The following is a 20,569-nucleotide window of genomic DNA, read 5'->3' on the forward strand; positions in this document are numbered from 1 at the left end:
TATTCTGCATTATTTAGAGAAGAAACAGAATTTTACTCGCGGGAAATGACAGAAGTATTTCAGGGAGCGGCGCTGAACCGCTCCCTGCGATTACTTATTGTTTCGGGAAGATCCACACATGGTTTTCGGGAAGTGCCAGACGGCAATGCTGCGGGTCGCGCACATCGGTGCCGTAAGCACGGATCACAAAATCATCGCCGGTTGTGCGGAACAGATATTCCCAGCGGTCACCGAGATACATGCTGGTCAGAAGCGGTAATTCCAGCTGATTCTCGCCCGGCCCGTCGGCCAGCACCACGCGTTCGACGCGGATCACCGCCGTCCCTTCTTGCCCGGCCTGCACCCCCTCACCCGCCAGCCCCCACAGCACCCAGTCGCTGCCTTCGATACGCGCTTTACCCTCACGCACTTCGGTGACTTTGCCGTGCAGACGATTGTTGCTGCCCATAAATTCTGCGGTAAACAGGGTTTTCGGCGAACCGTACATTTCCTGCGGCGTACCCTGCTGTTCAATTTTGCCGTTGTTGAGCAAAAGAATACGGTCAGAAATCGCCATCGCTTCATTCTGGTCATGCGTCACCATCAGCGCCGACAGTCCGAGTTTAATGATCAGTTCGCGCAGGAACACCCGCGCCTCTTCACGCAGTTTGGCATCCAGGTTTGACAGCGGCTCATCGAGCAAAATCACCGGCGGGTTGTAGACCAGCGCACGGCCAATCGCCACGCGCTGCTGCTGGCCGCCGGAAAGCTGATGCGGGTGGCGCTTGCCCAGATGCCCGAGGCCCAGCTGATTCAGCACATCCTGTACGCGCCGGGTAATTTCACCCGCCGAAACCTTACGTAATTTCAGCGGATACGCCACGTTCTCAAACACGGTTTTATGCGGCCACAGGGCGTAAGACTGAAACACCAGCCCGAGATTGCGCTCTTCGGCCGGAATTTCGCTGCGCGGTGTGCCGTCATAAACTTTGTTTTTGCCAATGACGATAGTGCCTTTCACCGGCTTTTCCAGCCCGGCGACGGCACGCAGCAAGGTGGTTTTTCCGCTGCCGGAAGGCCCGAGCAATGACACCACTTCGCCGCGTTTCAGATCCATGGAAACGCCCTTCAGCACCGGATTATCACCATAAGTCAGGTGCAGATTGTCGACAGATAATTCAATCATGTAATTTCACTCCGAAACGAAGGGCAATACCCAGACCTAACACCACCAGCAGGATGTTAATAAAGGAGAGCGCGGCAACAATATCAATGGCGCCCGCCGCCCACAGGGAAACCAGCATCGAGCCGATGGTTTCCGTACCCGGCGAAAGAAGATAGACACCAGTGGAATATTCACGCTCGAAAATCAGGAACATCAGCAGCCACGAGCCAATCAGGCCGTAACGCGACAGCGGAATGGTAACGTGACGGGTGATCTGCCCGCGGGTCGCCCCGGTACTGCGCGCCGCCTCTTCCAGCTCCGGCCCGACCTGCAACAGTGTCGAGGAAATCAGCCGCAGACCATACGCCATCCACACCACGGTATAGGCCAGCCAGACGCTGAAAATCGTACTGCGCAACGATCGCAACCAGACCACCAGGTTATCGCGCAACCACTGTGACCACGGCATGCCGGAAAGCCAGCCGGATTTGAGCGCGTTATCGAGCCACATCGGCAGGAACAGGAACACCCACAGGAAAGCCAGACCGGCCAGCAGCCCCGGCACCGCACGCGGCACCAGTACGCTGTAATCAAGGAAACGGGTGACGCCGTCGGGTTTACGGTGCATCGCAATACCGATAAACAGATAACAGGCCACTGCCAGCGCACCGCCAATGACGCCAATGGCCATCGAGTTGACGATAGCGCGCAGCAGGTTCGGCTGTTCCCAGATAGTGCGGAACGTGTTGAGCGAGAGTTCATCCCAGATGGAAACCCCGACGCCCCAGTTAGAGATAAATGCACGCAGCATCACACCAATCAGCGGAACGCCGATGGTCACCGTCAGCCAGAACGCCACCACAGCCCCGGCCACCCAGCGCCATTTTCCAAGCGGTAAAGCACGCGCCTGCGACGCTTTACCTTTCACCGTCACGAAGCGGTTGGCGGTACGCATCAGGCGGCGCTGCAACATCACCAGCGGAATAGTGATACAAATCAGCACCACGGCAACCGCAGCCATCAGATGATAAGACGGCGTACCAAGTTTGTTGGTCAGCTGATAAAGATAGGTCGCCAGCACCATGTTGCCTTCCGGGTCACCCAGTACCAGCATCAGGCCGAACACTTCCAGCCCGAGGAAGAACAGCAAAACGGTGGCGTACAGAATCGACGGGCGCACCATCGGCAGACTGACCGCCGTCATCACCTGTAACGGCGAGGCGCCTGCGGTTCGCGCGGCTTCCTCAACATCCGACCCGACGCTGCGCAACGCCGAGGAGATATACAGATAGGCGTGAGGAACATGCGTCAGACCGGCAATCACCACGATGCTCGACATGTCGTAGATGTTCCACGGCACGAAACCGAGGATCGCCTGTGCCCACAGTGAAAAGAACCCGACCGGTCCGGCGGCCACCACGTAACCGAAACCTAATACCATCGGCGACACAAAAATCGGCACCAGGATCAGCGGTTCAATCACGCGTCTGCCCGGCAAATCCGTACGCACCATCAGGAACGCCAGAATACCGCCAAGCGGGATGGCGATGACCACCAGCCCGAAGGCCAGAATAAAGCCGCTTTTCAGGGCCTTGTAGAAATCCGGATCAGTAAAGATGAATCCAAAGGATTCGAGGCTCCATTCTTTCGACGGCGAAAAGAACGGCGCGGAGAGGAAACTCTGTATCACGATGAACGACAACGGAATGTAGATAACCAGCGCCGTTATCAACACCACAATGCCGCGCGGCAGGCTCTGCCACTTTCTGCGCAATGCATTCATGTTACTTCCCTTCGGTTAGAAACAAGGAGAGCGAAATCAGGCAGGAAAAAGGAAGCGCGGCGGAAAGTGACGCGCTTCGATATGTCACTACTTGGCAGCAGCGGTACGCCACTGTTTGATGTAATCCAGGCGTTTTTTCTGTTGCAGGTATTCCAGCAGGGTTTCATCCACCGGGATGGGTTTGAGCGCGTTGCCCAGCATTTTGGTCATACCATCGATATCATTTTTGCCTTCGATATCGTTACGGATGGAGGGAATGTCAGCCTGATTGGCCAGAATGCTCTGCCCCTTCTCGGACAAGACATAGTCCAGCCACAGTTTGGCCGCGTTGCTGTTTTTCGATTCCTGACTGATGAAGGAAACGCGGGAAAGCACCAGGGTGTAATCCTTCGGATAAGAAATCCCCAGTGACGGGTCAGTTTTAGCGCGGGCTTCGGCGTAGGAACCCAGGATGTTAAAGCCGATCAGGTTTTCGCCGGAAGAGACACGTTCCATCATGGTGCCGGTAGAGGATTGCACTGCTAAGCCGCCTTTGGCCACGTCAGCCAGCGTTTTGAAATAATTCGGATCGGCTTTGAAATCCTGTACGGACAGCATGAAGCCGAGACCGGATTTCTCAATATCGTAAGTCGTGACTTTTTTGTTGAACTTTTCGGTCTGGCTGGCGATCAGTTTTGCCAGTGCCGCATGGGAATCAGGCACATCACCGGCCGGGATCAGGCGTTTGTTATAGATAAACACTACCGGTTCATACGTCGTGCCGTAGGCTTTGTCTTTCCACACTGCCCATTTTGGCAGTTGCCCCTGTTCAGGGGATTTATATTCCTGCGCGTAGTCGGTCGCCAGTTTCAGCGCGGTATCCATCGAGGAACTCCAGACCACGTCGCCGCTGGTGCCGCCCGCCGCCTGTTCGCTGATATAACGGTTGTACAGCTCGGTGCTGTTCATGTCGTTGTATTCGACTTTAATGCCCGGATACGTCGCCTCGAAGCCCTGGATCAGCGGGCCAGCGGCTTTGGTGTCAGTCGTGGAATAGACCACGACTTTGCCTTCTTTAGTCGCCGCATCGACGATTTTTTGATAGTCAGCCGGGTAGCCTTGAGGTAATGCAGACATTGCAGAGGAAGACATCATTACAGCCAGAGCAATCAGAGAGATACGTAATTTATTCGACATTATTGTTAACCTCTAGTTACATTTGGGAAACTAAAAATCAACATAACGCATAACATCGGACAGGCAATAGGGTAACGTTTTTATCTTCCCGATTTGTGATTCGTGGCGTTTTTTAAGCAATTAACACCATAAAAACCACGGTGGAAAACGCAAAACAGGCCCTCTGAATGGCCTGTTTTTAAGGACAGAAAACGGGGATTATTTAAAATATCCGGCGGTATCAATATCGGTCAGTAAATCCTGATGTACGGGTTTCCAGCCCAAAATATCGCGGGTGATCTGACTTGAGGTCGGATTATTTAATGAGGCAAAATGGGTAAACCAGCCAAAATGTGCCGCCAGATCTGGCCCGTTTTTACTCACCACCGGCAGGTTCAGGTGCTTACCGATGAGGGTGGCAATCTCACGGAATGGCACACCTTCTTCTGCATTCGCGTGATAAATCGCATTCTGCGCGCCCTTCTCCAGTGCCAGCACAAACACTTGCGCGGCATCAAAACGGTTCACCGCCGGCCAGCGGTTTTCGCCATCCCCCGGATACGCTGATTCCCCCTTTTCCCGCGCCAGCGCAATGAGCAGCGGCACAAATCCATGATCGCCCGCGCCATGCACCGATGGCGGGAGACGCACCAGTGACACCCGCACGCCCTGCTCTGCCAGTTTAGCGACGGCAAGATCGGACGCCACGCGAGGATTTTGCCCGTACGGATCGGGTAAATCATTTTCCGTAGCCAGACGGCCATTGTTCACCAGCGCCGTGCCGGAGGTGACGATCAGCGGTTTATGGGTGCCCTTCAGCGCAGCGCCTAATGCGCCAATCGCCAGCCGGTCTTTTTCACAATTTTCCAGAAACTTCGAAAAGTCATGGATAAACGCGGTGTGGATCACCCCGTCGGCCTGCGCGGCGCCGGATGCGAGGCTCTCAAGATCTTCAATACTGCCGCGATGAACACCGGCACCCGCGTCGGTCAGCGCCTGCGCCGAGGCATCCGAACGGGCCAGCCCCAGCACCTGATGACCGGCCCGCAGCAATTCCTGAACCACCGCAGAACCGACAAAACCTGTTGCACCTGTCACAAATACACGCATTGCGAATTTCCCCGTTGTTGGCTAAACCTGTCGTGGCTACAAAAGCCCAGAACTTACGTCATAAAATATAGGGGCTGGAGGAAAGACGATCTATGCGCTAATGTCCGCATTATCTTTGCAATCGTCCGGAGTCGCTGATGGACCCTCTTTCTGATGTGTTATCACTGCTGAAGCCGCGCAGTTATATGTCCAAAGGTTTTGAAGCCGGAGGCGCCTGGTCGGTGCAATTTCCCGACCATTATCAGTCGATTAAATGTAACGCGATTATTCGCGGTGAATGCTGGCTGGCAGTCGATTCCGTGCCAGGCGCAGTGCATCTGAAAGCCGGAGACTGCTTTGTGTTACCCAGCGGACGCCCGTTCCGGCTGGCCAGCGATCTTAGCCTTCCGTCCGTCGATGCCGGGCCCATTTTCCAGCAGGCGCAGGATGGCGGAACGGTTTCCTGTAACGGCGGCCAGGATTTCTTCCTCACCGGCAGCCGGTTTGCGGTCAGCGGCGCAAACGCCTCTACCCTGCTGGCGATGCTGCCGCCGGTGGTGCATATCTCAAAAGAATCCGACAGAGCCAGCCTGCGCTGGGCGGTTGAACGGATGATGCAGGAACTGCGTGACCAGCGTCCCGGCGGGTTGCTTATTGCGCAGCATATGGCGCACATGATGCTGGTACAGGCGCTGCGGATGCACGTCGATAACGCGCCGGAAGGTGAAACCAGCGGCTGGTTTGCCGCACTGGCCGATAAGCAGTTATCCAAAGCGCTGAATGCAATGCATGAAAACCCGGCGCAGCGCTGGACGGTGCAAACGCTGGCAGAACGGGCGGGTATGTCGCGTTCTGTATTTTCTCAAAAATTCAAACAGGCTGTGGGCAGTGCGCCGCTGGAATACCTGACGCGCTGGCGGATGTTGCTGGCTGGCGACCGGCTGGCGAATACTAAAGAACCGGTATCAGCCGTGGCGCTTTCGCTTGGGTACGAATCAGAAAGTGCTTTCAGTACGGCGTTCAAACGCACACTGGGATGTTCGCCAAGGCAATACGGGCAGAAAGAAGCCGTCTGAAGAATAAGTGGAGGGGCAAAGGGGGAATTTCAGATACAAAAAAAGCCGCTAATCACTTAGCAGCTTTATTGTGTTGTTTATGGCGGAGGAGGAGAGATTCGAACTCTCGAATGGTTTCCCATCGCCGGTTTTCAAGACCGGTGCCTTCAGCCGCTCGGCCACCCCTCCGTAAACAACAAGTACCTTACGACCTCAGTCGTTCAGTACGGGGCGTAGTATACAAGACCGGAAAAAAGATGCAAATATTATTTTCAGTCTAGTTTGTTGATTTTATGAGCATTTAAACCGCGTACACAAAGTCGGGCATAAATAACAGAGACAAAAAAAGCCGCTAATTGCTTAGCAGCTTTCTTGTGTTGTTTATGGCGGAGGAGGAGAGATTCGAACTCTCGAATGGTTTCCCATCGCCGGTTTTCAAGACCGGTGCCTTCAGCCGCTCGGCCACCCCTCCGCAACGAAGCGAACTATAAACAGTGCCGATCCGCTTGTAAAGCCTGATTCTGTTCTGATTGCCTGAAAAACAGGCATTCGGTTCGCAAGCGGCGATTTAAGCATCATTTCGGTGATTTTGACGTCAGGATACCGCGCCGTGCCCCGCTCCGGGCAGGTAAAGAAGGGTAAAACGTCTTTAATGACGCACCGCAACTACTTACACTGCAACCTGTTTGTATTTTCACCGACTCCAATTAGATACCCAAAATAATTTGGGTCGCAGGAAGGCGGCAAGAGAGGGAGTCCCGATGAGCTTACACAGGTAAGTGATTTGGGTGACCGGGCGAAGCCAACGCATCTGCGACACAAAGTATGAAGGGCTTAAGTGAGAATTTTATTATGAACCGCATGGATCGTATCGTTGCATCTTCGTCATCATCACGCGCTGGCTCGTTGCTAAGCACGCACCGGGTGCTGCGTAATACTTATTTCCTGTTAGCACTGACTTTGGGCGTATCCGCGATTACTGCGACAGCAAGTACGGTTCTGAGATTGCCGTCCCCCGGTTTTCTGCTGACCATCGTTGGCTTCTATGGCCTGATGTTCCTGACCTACCGCACAGCCAACAGCCCGGCGGGTATTTTATCTGCCTTCGCGCTGACCGGTTTTATGGGGTATACGCTGGGGCCACTGCTGAGTTCGCTGCTTTCCGTCGGTGCCGGTGACATTATTATGCTGGCACTGGGCGGCACTGCGCTGGTGTTCTTCTGCTGTTCAGCCTATGTGCTGACCACGCGCAAAGATATGTCGTTCCTGTCCGGGATGATGATGGCTGGTTTTGTGGTGCTACTGGTGGCGGTTATCGCTAACCTGTTCCTGCAAATTCCTGCGCTGTCACTGGCGATCAGTTGCCTGTTTATTTTGTTCTCCGCAGGCGCAATCCTGTGGGAAACCAGCAATATTATTCATGGCGGCGAAACCAACTATATTCGGGCGACCGTCAGCCTGTATGTCTCGCTGTACAACATTTTTGTCAGCCTGCTGAGCATTCTGGGCCTGTCATCACGTAACTGATAAAGCCTGAAGTGGATCGAAGCCCCGCCTGCGTGCGGGGCTTTTTATTTTGTCTGACCGGCGTTTTTGCTAAACTAACTGCCGCATTTTTACAGGTTTGAGGTTGTATGCTGGAGTTTGAAGGTCAGGTTATTGAAACCGACGCTCAGGGTTACCTGAAAAACAGTCAGGAGTGGCAGGAAGGCATGGCGCCGCTGCTGGCGGAAGAAGAAGGGATCGTTCTGACTGACGCCCACTGGGAAGTCGTGCGGTTTGTGCGCGAGTTTTACCTCGAATTCAATACTTCTCCCGCCGTACGCATGCTGGTGAAAGCAATGGCGCAGAAATATGGCGAAGAGAAAGGCAACAGCCGCTATCTGTTCCGGCTGTTCCCGAAAGGTCCGGCCAAACAGGCAACCAAAATTGCGGGCCTGCCGAAACCGGTGAAGTGCTTGTGAAAGATTTCAGTATTTGATTTTAAAATCGCTGTAATTGCCAGGCGCGGTCGGTTCACTCAGTACGCGATCAACACGTGCATGTTTCGGCCCGCCCTGCTTTAGCCAGGCTAGCAACTGATCTACTTTCTCCTGCTCTCCGCACGCCACCACTTCGACGCTGCCATCCTCAAGATTTTTCGCGTAACCGGTCAGACCGAGACCGGTGGCCTGATGCTGGGTCGCAAAACGAAAACCGACGCCCTGCACCATGCCGTACACATAGGCGGCTATACTGACTGTTGCCATAATATTCTCTCCGTTAGCGGTATGGTTCGTTGCAATTTGACCTGCATGACCGGACAATGTCGCTCTTTTTTGTCTCCGAACCGACAGAACCTAATTTTATGACTGCACGTTTAATTCTGGCCAAAGGCCGTGAAAAATCACTTCTTCGTCGCCACCCGTGGGTGTTTTCCGGCGCGGTTTCGCGCATCGAAGGTAAAGCCAATTCCGGCGAGACTATAGATATTGTAGACAGTCAGGGAAAATGGCTGGCGCGCGGCGCCTATTCGCCGTCCTCGCAGATCCGTGCGCGCGTCTGGACATTCAAACAAGATGAAGACATTGATATCGCGTTCTTCATCCGCCGTTTACAACAGGCGCAGAGCTGGCGCGATTATATCGCTAAGCGCGACGGACTGGACGGTTACCGCCTGATTGCTGGGGAATCCGACTGCCTGCCAGGTATCACTATCGACCGCTTCCAGAATTTCCTGGTGCTGCAATTGCTGTCAGCCGGTGCGGAATATCAGCGTGCCCCGCTGATTGCTGCACTGCAACATTGCTATCCGGAATGTGCAATCTGGGATCGTTCCGACGTGGCCGTGCGTAAAAAAGAAGGGCTGGAACTGGCTCAGGGACACGTATTTGGCGACGAGCCTCCTGCCTTGTTGCCGATTCAGGAACACGGAATGAGCCTGCTGGTGGATATTAAAGAAGGTCACAAAACCGGTTTCTATCTTGACCAGCGTGACAGCCGCCTTGCCGCACGTAATTATGCCGCAGGCCGCAACGTTCTGAACTGTTTCTCTTATACCGGCGCTTTCGCGGTGTCTGCGCTGATGGGCGGCTGTACAAAAGTCACCAACGTGGATACCTCCCAGGCAGCGCTCGACGTGGCCCGTCAGAACGTTGAACTGAATAAACTGGATCTCTCGAAAGCAGAATTCGTGCGTGAAGACGTGTTCCAGTTGCTGCGCAAATACCGCACCGAAGGCCAGCAGTTCGATATGATCGTGATGGATCCGCCGAAATTCGTTGAGAACAAAAACCAGCTGGCAAGCGCCTGCCGTGGTTACAAAGACATTAATATGCTGGCGTTGCAACTGTTACGTCCGGGGGGGATTCTGCTGAGTTTCTCCTGCTCCGGATTGTTGCCAACGGATTTATTCCAGAAAATTCTGGCTGATGCGGCGCTGGATGCCGGTCGTGAGATCCAGTTCGTCGAGCAGTTCCGTCAGGCAGCCGACCATCCGGTGACCGGCGCTTACCCTGAAGGCCTATATCTGAAAGGGTTCGCCTGCCTGGTAATGAACTGACAAAATAAGCACGGTGTGCTGTTGCGGCGGCACGCCCGCGAATTTTAAGCAGATTACGTGGTCAAAACTTGAAATAGCCCGTTTTATCTCCATATAGAGATTAATGAATTATTTTTGGGAGGTGACTATGATTGCCAGTAAATACGGTATCGGACAGCAGGTCCGCCACAGAATGTTAGGTTATCTGGGTGTGGTTATTGATGTTGATGCACAATATTCGCTCGATAAGCCTGACGTCAATGATGTCGTTGCTGATGATTCAATGCGTACCGCTCCCTGGTACCATGTCGTGATGGAAGATGAAGAAGGTCAGCCGGTTCACACTTACCTGGCTGAAATTCAGATCGATCATGAAGCGGCACGTTCACATCCTGAACAAGCCTCGCTGGATGACCTGGCAGCCTCAATCCGTAACCAGTTACAGGCACCGCGACTGCGTAACTGAGCATGATGGCTTTTTCCTGACAAGATGAAAGATAAAAACCGGCGCAGTAGCCGGTTTTTTTACGGGCAGGATCCACAGACGTTTACTTTTCCATGCCCAGTCGCGGAATTTCAATTTTCGGGCAGCGATCCATCACCACCTTCAGCCCAGCCTCTTTTGCCAGCACAGCAGCCTGTTCATTAATGACGCCCAGTTGCAGCCACAGCACGTTCGCCTTAATCGCAATCGCTTCCTGCGCCACGCCATAAGCGGCATCCGCATTACGGAACACGTCCACCATATCTACCGGATGGGGGATTTCTGCCAGAGAACCATAAGCTTTCTGGCCGAGCAGTTCCTGCCCCGCCAGCTTCGGACTGACCGGGATCACCTCAAAGCCCTGAGAAAGTAAATACGCCATGACGCCGTAACTTGGTCGGCCGGGATTATCACTGGCCCCCACCAGCGCGATGGTTTTCACTTCTTCAAGAATCTTGCGGATATCGTTGTCTTGCACGGGTTTATCTCCTTTGGCCTGTATGCATTAAGTGTAACGCAGCCTGACCATTTCGACAGTCTGTACGTGAAAAAGAGCCGTTGCAGGATCACGTCGGTGGGAAATTAAAACATTTTGTAAAACTTTGACACACAATCGTCATTCCTGAATAATAGAGGATGAGCAACGTTGTATCTGAGGAGAGAGGAATGAAAATCTGTCATGCGCTGGTCGCATTAGCGAGTCTCAGCCTGATGGTGTCAGCTTCAGCGACCTCACTTAAATTGTCCCCCGATGTCGATGTTCTGGTAATCGATGGCAAACAGATGTCTGGCGCAATCCTTAAAGGTGCAGACAGCCTCGAACTCGATGGCGGTCAGCACCAGATTCTGTTTCAGGTCAGCAAAAATGTCCGTTCCGTCACTCAACAGGCACCGATAATCTACCATTCGCCTGCCCTTATCGTGACCTTCAATGCTAAAAGTAATCGTTCCGTTTCTTTCGTTCTGCCAAAACTGAGCAACGACAATGAAACGACACAATTTAGCCAGCAGATGAATTATCAGCTCATTGATGAACAAGGCCGTCAGATACCGACACAACGTGACGTCCTGAATATGTTTAATCCCGGGCATACTGCCGACGCTGAAAAATTAATGATGACTTATAATTTGTCGGGCGCACGTGCGGCGGTTCCTTCATTCGCCAAAGGCAGCGCGGATAAAAAATCTGCGTTAGCCACCGACGCAACATCTCAAATTTCTATCGTTTATCTTCATCCGTTGTGGACACGTCTGGCCGCGAATGCTGGCTTTGAGCGGTTGTTACTCTGGTTAAAACTGCCGGATAATCAGGAACGCGCGTCATAACTTAATCTGCATCACGCATTCCTCCTTCTTAACGGCGAATTATTCCCCCTGAGCTATGCAGTAAAACGGAGTTTCAGTATTCTGTGATCCACTTTTACTTTCGCGTTGAAGGGAATTAGATGGAATACACGACCCGCACGATCGCAAAACAAAAACATATAGCCCTGGTCGCGCATGACCACTGCAAAAGTACCCTGCTGAAATGGGTTGATAAAAACGTTGCTGAGCTTTCGCAGCATATCCTGTATGCCACCGGCACGACGGGTAACCTGGTTCAGCGTAATACCGGGATTAATGTCAAAAGCATGCTAAGCGGGCCGATGGGCGGCGACCAGCAAGTGGGCGCGCTGATTGCCGAAGGCAAAATCGATATGCTGATTTTCCTCTGGGATCCGCTCAATGCCGTTCCGCATGATCCGGATGTGAAAGCCCTGCTGCGCCTGGCGACCGTATGGAACATCCCGGTGGCAACCAATCTGTCTACTGCTGACTTCCTGATCCAGTCTCCGTTGTTCCAGTCTGAAGTCGAAATCACTATTCCTGACTACCAGCGCTATCTGTGGTCACGCCTGAAAGAATAATGATTCAATAGGCTGATTTTTAAAAGTAAAAAGCCCGGCGATTGCCGGGCTTTTTATTGATCTTATCTATGGTTTTCGCTGGACCGGTACACCGATATCTTCAAGCTGTTCTACGAAGACGGAAGGACGTTCTTTATCCTGCAGCAACCAGACCTGATGCTTCGCACGCGTCATCGCCACATACAATAAACGCCGCTCTTCGGCATCCAGAAAGTTTTCCGGTTCAGGCAATAACACTTCCTCCAGCAAAGATTCCCGCGCGGGCGCAGGGAAACCGTCATTGCCATCATGCAATCCGACGATAATCACGTATTCAGCCTGTTGTCCTTTACTGGCATGAATCGTCATGAAATCAAGATTAAGCTTTGGCCAGCGGGTCGCGGCTTTCTCCAGAATTTGCGGTCGAAGATGGTGATAACGCGCCAGCACCAGAATATGTTCATCAACGGTGACATAGCCGCTAAGTTTATCCAGCAATTTTTCCATCTGGTCCTCAGGCAGTATCACGACATTTTTCTTGTTGCCTTTGGTCAGACTGTTCAGCGGCTTCTTCAACTGATAAGGGTTTTGCTGCACAAACTTATTGGCAATTTCACCGATGCGGTCATTGAACCGGTAAGTCGTATCCAGTGCGCATTGCGCTCCTTCGCCAAAATTGTCAGCAAACGCCGTGGTCAGGGACAACTCCGCACCGCTGAAACGGTAAATCGCCTGCCAGTCGTCCCCCACAGCAAACAAACTGGTATGTTTGTTAAGTTTACGCAAGGCAGAAAGCAGCAGTGCACGCTGGGGGGAAATGTCCTGGAATTCATCCACCAGAATATGCTTCCACGGGCTGACAAAACGCCCTTTTTCCAGAATATTGACTGCCTGATGGATAAGCCCGGAAAAGTCCACTGCGCCCTCTTCTTTCAGTGCCGTTTTCCAGGCTTTCATCAGCGGTGCCATCAGACGAATACGCTTTGTAAACAGATCTTTGACGTCTTCCGGCGCGCTTTCGATCATCTCCGCCTGACTGCCACCGTGCATACGCATCAGGCTGAGCCAGCGTTCAAGGCGGCTTCCGAGGCGCTCCGCCAGCGATTTATTTTTCCAGTAATCACCCTCAGGAACGGTCCATTCCAGTTCGTCTGTCATCCATTGCCGCCAGCCGCTGGCCTGCACTTTTTTCTCTGCACACTGCTGCTGCCATGTCTTAATCAGTAAGCTGCGCCGGGCTTTCGAATCGGTTTCAAGTTTGCTGATTTTGGGGGCTTTTTTGCTGCCTTCCTGGATAATCTGCAAAGCGAGCGCATGAAATGTCTTGGCCTTGATGCCTTCAGTATGCAAACGCTCTTTGATACGCCCGTTCATTTCATCCGCTGCCTGACGACCAAAGGCCAGCAACAGAATTTGTTCAGGATGCGCTTCCTGACGGCGCAACAGCCAGCCCGCGCGCGCCACCAGCACCGACGTTTTACCACTGCCCGCGCCAGCCAGCACCAGCACCGCGTCTTCACCGTTCACGACAGCGCGGCATTGGCTGTCATTGAGCGGTGACACTTCAACGGTATCAAAAAAGTCACGGTTATCAGCAATCACCCTGTCAGTCCAAGCCAGATTGCGCCGGTCGACACTGCGTTTACCCTGCTCAAGCCAGCGCAGACAGGTCTGATAATCTTCCCGACAATTATTAAATTCAGTAAGACGTTCAACAGGCACCGGGATCGCAGAAAATGCCTCAGTAATGTCTTTCTGCACATCCGCCAGATCAATGCGTTTGAACCATTTGTCTTGCTGTTCAATCTGGGTAATTTTTTCAACCTGCCCGCGCAATACTCCGGCGCTGACCTCGCTCATCTCGAGACTCCAGGTCTGCCAGATATTGAGCAGGTATTGATAAAAACGCTGTGTTTCCTGCCATTCGGTGCCGTGCAGCCGGACCACTTTTTGCTCCGGCAATTCAAATTCAAGCTCCCCCCAGACGATGCCACGTTTGCAGCGAATCTGAATAAGCTGATTAAAAGGGATCAGATAGTGATGTTTATCGCCGCTGACTTCCACGCCGGCATTAAGCAGACGCACCCGGTTATAAGGGTGCTGCGCCAGATGTTTCCCGAATGAGGTCGATTTCAGTTCCATATCATCACACCGTGTTTTTCTTTAATTCCTGACATTTTACATGCAAGAGCATTTAAGAGTTTACCTTTGATAAGCGCAGGCGATCCACGCTCCAAAACAGAGTAGAATAAGAGGTATGTTTGCGTTATGTGAACACGAAATTTATCAACTTTTTAACCTCTTCGGGAAGAGCTGCCATGCGTACCGTACTCAATATTCTTAACTTTGTTTTAGGTGGTTTTTTCACCACGCTTGCCTGGCTGCTTGCTACGCTGGTCAGTATCGTGCTGATCTTTACTCTGCCACTCACCCGTTCTTGCTGGGAAATCACCCGTCTTTCACTGCTGCCATTTGGCAATGAAGCCGTACATGTCGATGACCTGTATCCGGAAAAACGCAGCGCGTTGCTGTCCGGCGGAGGTACTCTGTTGAATATCTTCTGGTTTATTTTTTTCGGCTGGTGGTTATGCTTGTCGCATATCGTTGCCGGTATCGCGCAATGTATCAGCATAATCGGTATTCCGGTGGGCATTGCGAACTTTAAAATTGCTGCCATTGCACTCTGGCCGGTAGGACGCAGGGTCGTTTCCGTCGAGCTGGCAAAGCAAGTTCGTGAAGCTAATGCAAGCCGTCAGAGAGAAAACGGACGCATTCGCTGATTGCGATGTTTCAACATTTTTGAATTTTAAGGTGGGTTTTTCGTGCTTTCTATTGCACCCGGTTTACGGCGCTATGCCTATAACAGCAATATTCTTTATCACATCAGGATTTTCATTGCGCTGACAGGGGCTGCGGCATTGCCATGGTGGTTGGGTCAGTTCACGCTGACAATCCCCCTTACACTCGGTGTGGTTGCTGCGGCTCTTGCCGATCTTGATGATCGTCTCGCTGGCCGTCTGCGCAATTTGCTGATTACTCTGGTCTGTTTTTTTATTGCTTCAGCATCCATAGAATTACTCTTCCCCTATCCGTGGCTTTTTGCGCCCGGGCTGATGATTTCAACCTGCGGATTCATCCTGCTGGGGGCCCTGGGGCAGCGTTATGCCACGATTGCCTTCGGCGCGTTGCTGATCGCCATATATACGATGCTTGGCACCAGCATGTATCACATCTGGTATCAGCAACCGCTGATCCTGCTTGCGGGTGCTATCTGGTATAACCTGCTGACGCTGGCTGGCCATATTATTTTCCCCATCCGTCCGTTACAGGATCAGATCTCACGCTGTTTCACGCAACTGGCGGCTTATCTTGAAGCCAAAGCAACGTTGTTTGATCCCGATCAGGAAGATAACAACCAGCAACTGGTCGAGCTGGCCATGGCCAACGGTCAACTGGTCTCCACACTGAACCAAACAAAAAATACGCTACAGACCCGGCTGAAAGGAGATCGTGGCCAGAAAGGGACCCGCCGGACATTACATTATTATTTTGTGGTGCAGGATATTCATGAGCGCGCCAGCTCGTCCCACGTGCAGTACCTCAAACTCAGTGAACAATTTCATCACAGTGATATTCTGTTCCGCTTTCAGCGCCTGATGAGCATGCAGGCGCGGGCCTGTTTACAGCTGTCACAATGCATTCTTTATCGCCAGCAATATACCCACAACAGCCAGTTCGAACGGGCGTTTTCCCGGCTGGAAGAAGCCCTCAAACGTCTGGAATCTCATCACGAACACCGTGAGACATTACAGGCGTTACGCCATCTTTTACGCAATCTGCATGCGATTGACGCGCAACTGGCAAATATCGAGTCGGAGCAGTCTCTGCCGGAAAACCAGACCGGCAAAAGCCCGTTTGCGGAAGACCGTCTGACTGGCCTTGATGATATCTGGCTGCGCATTTCCCGCCATTTTACGCCGCAATCGGTGTTGTTCCGTCACGCAATTCGTATGTCTGTCGTGCTCTTTGTAGGCTACGTTTTCATTCAGGTCAGCGGCTTAAATCACGGCTACTGGATCTTGCTCACCAGTCTTTTTGTCTGTCAACCAAACTACAGTGCGACCCGCCGGAGGTTAGCTCTGAGGATAATCGGAACACTCGCCGGTATTGCTCTCGGGATCCCTATCTTGTATTTCGTTCCGTCCGTTGACGGGCAAATGATTCTGATCGTCATCAGCGGGTTATTGTTCTTTGCGTTCCGCACAGTGCAATACGCGCAGGCCACAATGTTCATCACCCTTCTGGTGTTGTTATGCTTCAATTTGTTAGGCGAAGGATTTGAAGTCGCTATCCCGAGAGTAATCGATACGCTGATTGGTTGTGGTATCGCCTGGGCGGCAGTGACCTTTATATGGCCCGACTGGAAATTCAGGCAACTTGATAAGGTGGTCAGAAAAACGTTCGATGCTAATTGCCGTTATCTTGATGCTATTCTGGTGCAGTACCATCAGGGGAAAGACAACAGTCTCGAGTACCGTCTGGCCCGCCGTGATGCGCATAATTGCGATGCCGAACTGGCGTCCGTGGTGTCGAACATGAGCTCTGAGAGAAATAACGAACCGGCGACACTCGAAGCGGCGTTTCGCCTGTTATGCCTCAATCATACTATGCTGAGCTACATTTCAGCGCTGGGTGCCCATCGCGAAAAACTCAATGATGCCGAAACCCTGAGGTTGCTGGATGATGCAGCATGCTGCGTTGACGGCGCTTTGCATCATCTGCCTTCTGAAGCAGAACGCATCCAACACGCGCTCGGTGAACTCACTGCACGTATTCAGATGCGTACAACGGATATCGACAGTAAAGAGCAGCTCGTGCTTCAGCAAATTGGATTACTGGTGGCTCATTTGCCTGAGCTCACCAGTCTTAATACTAAGATCCTGCCGGCACAAAATCGGCTCTAGTTGCAGATAACTTACGCAAACTTAGTGCACAACCGTTGATAGCTGCTCTTGGTGATGGTTAAACCAGTGAGTTAATGACTCTCTGGATTCCATCGGCAAAGCGGCTTCATGGAAGCCCAAAATTGCCCCTTCGAGTGCCATCAGTAAATTAATCCCTAAATTCTTTTTTTTAATGGCACACAGTTTGAGGTAGGTATGGCAGGCCCCCTGTAACCGCAAGTCCCCCGAGTTCTCAATGCCGACTTGCCAGAGCATCCTTTCTAGCGCCAGCGAGAGATTGGGTAAATCTTTCAATCGGACCGCTTCGTTGTTTTTTTTCAGCTCTATATCCCGCAACATCCCTTGCAACGATAATCTGCCCAGCTCGCACAGTGCCTGGTGATCACTCCATTGCCGGGCACTCACTTTGAAATAACGCAACTGCACATCCATGCCTCGCTTGCGATAGGTCAGCCTCTCCATCTTTTTGCGGCGAAAATGAGTTTCGGTTTCTCCGGTCGCTCGCAGATAGAGTTCACCATCAGAAACCAGGGCGAACATGACGCGGTCAGCGGACAAGCTCATCCCCCCAAATTGGGTGCGGGAACGAATATTACCCAACGGGGCAAAAATATCCAGACACTCAAGCACTCGTTTTTTTGATTTGTTTATCATTGCGTTATCCTTTTCACGTTAATCCCTTGCTTCCATTTTGAGTTACCAAAACAGCTAAAAGCAAAATACGCAATCTTATGAACTCCAACAAACATAAAATGCCGTTACAGCCTGTTGCCTTCAAAATTTGCGAGATATCTTGGAAAAATTGGGTTGATCTTTGCTCACCGCCAGAGTACTGTACATACATACAGTAACTCACTGGAGTACATCATTATGCGAACTCAACACCATACAAATCATCATTTTAGTCAGCTTGCTTTGCCCGTCACTCCGTCACAGGTAAATACGTCTGCATCCTTGAATAATGGTCTGATCACTGAGTTCGTCTATAGTGCGAGCCAACCTGCTTTTGCGCAGTTATTACTGCCCTTACTGCAACACCTGGGTATGCAGTCTCGCTGGTTGTTGTGGCTCACACCTCAACAAAAACTGAGCCGTCATTGGTTATCTCAGTCAGGTCTGCCGGTGGATAAGATGGTGCAAGTTAATCAAATTACGGCGATGTCGACGGTAGATGCGATGGAGAAAGCCTTGCAGACGGGTAACTACAGTGTCGTGTTGGGATGGCTTCCGGATTTGAGTGATACTGAGAGGGAAAGATTGCAAATTGCAGCACGCCAGGGTGGTGCTTACGGCTTCATAATGAGACCGACAAATGAACAGAATTCAGCTTGTGGACATCATTCCACAGTAAAAATTCACTCTTCCGTATACCATTAGTTCAAAATAGGAATCTTCCTATGAAAATAATGCGGAACTTAGTGATTTGTGCTGAATAATGCCTGCAAGCCAGTAAAAACGGGCTTCCGGAATGCAGATTAGTGCCAGATTTTGTCAGCAAATTGCCAAAGCCGTTAAGAAATGTGTCCGTTTTTCCCTTTTTTTCCACGGTGTTAACACATCAAGCTTGTAAGTTTCGCGCCACGTTGTAGACTTTACAACGCCAAGGTTGCTCGATAATGCCAACGTAAAGTGGCAAGTTCTGAAATGAAGCAATAATCTTGGCGTAAGGATTTTAACCAAGGGCTTAAAAAGCTTAAAGCTCAATTGCCTATTTGGATGATAACGAGGCGCAAAATGAAAAAGACAGCTATCGCATTAGCAGTGGCACTGGCAGGTTTCGCTACCGTAGCGCAAGCCGCCCCTAAAGATAACACCTGGTATACCGGTGGTAAATTGGGCTGGTCCCAATACCATGACACTGGTTTCGCAAACGCTTACAACGGTATCGGCAACGGCCCTACCCACGAAAGCCAACTGGGTGCAGGTGCGTTCTTGGGTTACCAAGCGAACCAATACCTGGGCTTTGAAATGGGATATGACTGGCTTGGCCGTATGCCTTACAAAGGCAGCGTAAATAACGGCGCGTTCAAAGCACAAGGCGTTCAGCTGGCTGCTAAACTGAGCTACCCGCTGACTGACGATCTGGACCTGTACACCCGTCTGGGTGGTATGGTTTGGCGTGCAGATGCTAAAGGTAACTTCAACAACGGTGCTAATGGTCGCGTAAGTGATCATGACACTGGTGTTTCTCCACTGGCAGCAGTTGGTGTTGAATACGCAGTAACCAAAAACTGGGCTACCCGTCTGGATTACCAGTGGGTTAACAACATTGGTGACGCGGCTACCGTTGGTGCACGTCCTGATAACGCAATGCTGTCTGTAGGTGTTTCTTACCGTTTCGGTCAAGATGAAGCAGCTGCTCCAGTTGTTGCTCCAGCACCAGCTCCAGCTCCAGTTGTAGAGACTAAGAAATTCACTCTGAAATCTGACGTTCTCTTCAACTTCAACAAAGCGACTCTGAAACCAGAAGGCCAACAGGCTCTGGATCAGCTGTACAGCCAGTTGAGCTCTATCGATCCTAAAGACGGTTCTGTTATCGTTCTGGGTTACACCGACCGTATCGGTTCAGAACAATACAACCAGAAACTGTCTGAGCAACGTGCTCAGAGCGTAGTAGATTACCTGGTATCTAAAGGTATCCCTGCTAACAAGATCTCTGCACAAGGCCAAGGTAAATCTAACCCAGTTACCGGTTCTACCTGTGACTCCGTTAAAGGCCGTGCTGCTCTGATCGACTGCCTGGCACCAGACCGTCGTGTAGAAATCGAAGTTAAAGGCTACAAAGATACTGTTACTCAGCCACAGGCTTAATAACACGCTTTAGCTTTTGCTACAGATACTAAAAACCCCGCCATGGCGGGGTTTTTTTTATGCCTTCGGTCAGAGCAAATAGCTGACTCCCTGAGACGCGAAAGCAAATCTATCCAATATCTTTCTTGCCGAGTATTTGTTCTAAATCTTCTTTCAATGAAGACATCTGATTCGCGTATTTCTCTTTACGCTCGGCATCTTCAAGCAGTTGAATGATCGTGTCAGAAAGCGTGACACCACGCCTTTGTGCCAATCCCGCTAAACGCTGCCAAACCAGAAATTCTAAATCGATAGATTTTTTGCGAGTGTGCTGATGCTCGGCATTGAAGTGACGCTTACGGCGTGCACGAATCGTTTGCTTAAGACGATTTTCCAGCGCCGGATTCATATTATTAACAATCCAGTCTGACACTTTGACCGGCTCGTTTTCCAGGTTGAGAAGTTGATTCACGGATTCCTGGGCAGCGCTGTTTTCCAAATGGCGGGTGATCCGCTCACCTTCCCGGTGTTTTTTCACCAGATACTTCCATTTCCAACCACTTTCGAGATTTTCCAGTTGCTGATATTTCATCGTGAACTCTTCGGTGACCACGTAACTTTACTAAGCATAACAGCTTTAATTCAATTTTCACCCCAAATAAAACCGCTTATTTTGGTTGTTTTTTGCCCACCTGTACA

Annotated in this window: 20 protein-coding genes and 2 tRNA genes; 11 read left to right on the forward strand and 11 right to left on the reverse strand. The window is 51.5% G+C overall.

Annotated features, from left to right (window positions below):
* Positions 1-94: 94 nt before the first annotated feature.
* The 4 genes from ABIC79_RS03980 to ABIC79_RS03995 form a co-directional block, all read right to left on the reverse strand.
* Positions 95-1,165: an ABC transporter ATP-binding protein gene (locus ABIC79_RS03980; protein ID WP_013574893.1), complete on the reverse strand. Its 1,071-nt coding sequence runs from the start codon at positions 1,163-1,165 to the stop codon at positions 95-97.
* Complete coding sequence (locus ABIC79_RS03985; protein WP_013574892.1) at positions 1,158-2,927, reverse strand: ABC transporter permease; 1,770 nt, start codon at positions 2,925-2,927, stop codon at positions 1,158-1,160. Before ABIC79_RS03985 ends, ABIC79_RS03980 begins: the two co-directional genes overlap by 8 nt.
* Before the next feature lie 87 nt (positions 2,928-3,014).
* Complete coding sequence (locus ABIC79_RS03990; RefSeq protein WP_013574891.1) at positions 3,015-4,103, reverse strand: ABC transporter substrate-binding protein; 1,089 nt, start codon at positions 4,101-4,103, stop codon at positions 3,015-3,017.
* Positions 4,104-4,301: 198 nt separating this feature from the next.
* Entirely contained in the window at positions 4,302-5,192 is an 891-nt protein-coding gene (locus ABIC79_RS03995; protein ID WP_013574890.1) for an SDR family oxidoreductase, read from the reverse strand.
* A gap of 137 nt (positions 5,193-5,329) precedes the next feature.
* On the opposite strand from ABIC79_RS03995, the gene ABIC79_RS04000 reads away from it, so the two are divergent.
* Positions 5,330-6,247, forward strand: coding sequence for an AraC family transcriptional regulator (locus ABIC79_RS04000; protein WP_013574889.1), 918 nt, complete (start codon positions 5,330-5,332; stop codon positions 6,245-6,247).
* An 80-nt stretch (positions 6,248-6,327) separates the two neighbouring features.
* On the opposite strand, the gene ABIC79_RS04005 is transcribed toward ABIC79_RS04000, so the two are convergent.
* A tRNA-Ser gene (locus tag ABIC79_RS04005) sits at positions 6,328-6,415 on the reverse strand.
* A 195-nt stretch (positions 6,416-6,610) separates the two neighbouring features.
* Positions 6,611-6,698 (reverse strand) — tRNA-Ser (locus ABIC79_RS04010).
* A 389-nt stretch (positions 6,699-7,087) separates the two neighbouring features.
* On the opposite strand from ABIC79_RS04010, the gene yccA reads away from it, so the two are divergent.
* Together yccA and tusE are read left to right on the forward strand one after the other, a co-directional pair.
* Positions 7,088-7,753 carry an FtsH protease modulator YccA gene (gene yccA / locus ABIC79_RS04015; RefSeq protein ID WP_015689627.1) on the forward strand — a complete coding sequence of 222 codons (666 nt, stop codon included), beginning with the start codon at positions 7,088-7,090 and terminating at the stop codon, positions 7,751-7,753.
* Positions 7,754-7,860: 107 nt separating this feature from the next.
* Positions 7,861-8,190, forward strand: a complete 330-nt coding sequence (gene tusE / locus ABIC79_RS04020) for a sulfurtransferase TusE (protein ID WP_013574887.1) — start codon at positions 7,861-7,863, stop codon at positions 8,188-8,190.
* A gap of 6 nt (positions 8,191-8,196) precedes the next feature.
* Here the strand turns inward: tusE and yccX are convergent, their stop codons facing one another.
* Positions 8,197-8,475: an acylphosphatase gene (yccX, locus tag ABIC79_RS04025; protein WP_013574886.1), complete on the reverse strand. Its 279-nt coding sequence runs from the start codon at positions 8,473-8,475 to the stop codon at positions 8,197-8,199.
* A gap of 98 nt (positions 8,476-8,573) precedes the next feature.
* On the opposite strand from yccX, the gene rlmI reads away from it, so the two are divergent.
* Both rlmI and hspQ read left to right on the forward strand, forming a co-directional pair.
* Positions 8,574-9,767 carry a 23S rRNA (cytosine(1962)-C(5))-methyltransferase RlmI gene (rlmI, locus tag ABIC79_RS04030; RefSeq protein ID WP_015689626.1) on the forward strand — a complete coding sequence of 398 codons (1,194 nt, stop codon included), beginning with the start codon at positions 8,574-8,576 and terminating at the stop codon, positions 9,765-9,767.
* A gap of 127 nt (positions 9,768-9,894) precedes the next feature.
* Entirely contained in the window at positions 9,895-10,212 is a 318-nt protein-coding gene (gene hspQ / locus ABIC79_RS04035) for a heat shock protein HspQ (RefSeq protein ID WP_013574884.1), read from the forward strand.
* Positions 10,213-10,294: 82 nt separating this feature from the next.
* Here hspQ and ABIC79_RS04040 read toward each other — a convergent pair whose 3' ends face one another.
* Positions 10,295-10,708 carry a CoA-binding protein gene (locus ABIC79_RS04040; protein ID WP_013574883.1) on the reverse strand — a complete coding sequence of 138 codons (414 nt, stop codon included), beginning with the start codon at positions 10,706-10,708 and terminating at the stop codon, positions 10,295-10,297.
* 188 nt (positions 10,709-10,896) lie between these two features.
* On the opposite strand from ABIC79_RS04040, the gene ABIC79_RS04045 reads away from it, so the two are divergent.
* Together ABIC79_RS04045 and mgsA are read left to right on the forward strand one after the other, a co-directional pair.
* Positions 10,897-11,556 (forward strand): DUF2057 family protein, encoded by a 660-nt coding sequence (locus ABIC79_RS04045; RefSeq protein WP_119261441.1) that lies wholly within the window; start codon positions 10,897-10,899, stop codon positions 11,554-11,556.
* Positions 11,557-11,675: 119 nt separating this feature from the next.
* Positions 11,676-12,137, forward strand: coding sequence for a methylglyoxal synthase (mgsA, locus tag ABIC79_RS04050; protein WP_013574881.1), 462 nt, complete (start codon positions 11,676-11,678; stop codon positions 12,135-12,137).
* 66 nt (positions 12,138-12,203) lie between these two features.
* Here mgsA and helD read toward each other — a convergent pair whose 3' ends face one another.
* Entirely contained in the window at positions 12,204-14,258 is a 2,055-nt protein-coding gene (gene helD, locus ABIC79_RS04055) for a DNA helicase IV (RefSeq protein WP_013574880.1), read from the reverse strand.
* 176 nt (positions 14,259-14,434) lie between these two features.
* Between helD and ABIC79_RS04060 the strand changes: the two genes are divergently transcribed.
* Positions 14,435-14,896: a YccF domain-containing protein gene (locus ABIC79_RS04060; RefSeq protein WP_013574879.1), complete on the forward strand. Its 462-nt coding sequence runs from the start codon at positions 14,435-14,437 to the stop codon at positions 14,894-14,896.
* 42 nt (positions 14,897-14,938) lie between these two features.
* The gene (yccS, locus tag ABIC79_RS04065; protein WP_013574878.1) at positions 14,939-17,080 is read left to right on the forward strand and encodes a YccS family putative transporter; all 2,142 of its coding nucleotides are present in this window, start codon (positions 14,939-14,941) and stop codon (positions 17,078-17,080) included.
* Between the two features lie 21 nt (positions 17,081-17,101).
* Here yccS and ABIC79_RS04070 read toward each other — a convergent pair whose 3' ends face one another.
* Positions 17,102-17,734, reverse strand: a complete 633-nt coding sequence (locus ABIC79_RS04070) for a TfoX/Sxy family DNA transformation protein (protein WP_119261440.1) — start codon at positions 17,732-17,734, stop codon at positions 17,102-17,104.
* 216 nt (positions 17,735-17,950) lie between these two features.
* Here ABIC79_RS04070 and sulA point away from each other — a divergent pair, with 216 nt between their 5' ends.
* Both sulA and ompA read left to right on the forward strand, forming a co-directional pair.
* A complete protein-coding gene (gene sulA, locus ABIC79_RS04075) occupies positions 17,951-18,457 on the forward strand; it encodes an SOS-induced cell division inhibitor SulA (RefSeq protein ID WP_013574876.1) in 507 nt (168 codons plus the stop codon).
* Positions 18,458-18,814: 357 nt separating this feature from the next.
* The gene (gene ompA / locus ABIC79_RS04080; protein WP_013574875.1) at positions 18,815-19,891 is read left to right on the forward strand and encodes a porin OmpA; all 1,077 of its coding nucleotides are present in this window, start codon (positions 18,815-18,817) and stop codon (positions 19,889-19,891) included.
* A gap of 109 nt (positions 19,892-20,000) precedes the next feature.
* Here ompA and matP read toward each other — a convergent pair whose 3' ends face one another.
* Positions 20,001-20,462 (reverse strand): macrodomain Ter protein MatP, encoded by a 462-nt coding sequence (gene matP / locus ABIC79_RS04085; RefSeq protein WP_037035996.1) that lies wholly within the window; start codon positions 20,460-20,462, stop codon positions 20,001-20,003.
* Between the last annotated feature and the right edge of the window lie 107 nt (positions 20,463-20,569).

Source organism: Rahnella sp. 2050, assembly GCF_040544515.1.
Lineage (GTDB): Bacteria > Pseudomonadota > Gammaproteobacteria > Enterobacterales > Enterobacteriaceae > Rahnella > Rahnella aceris.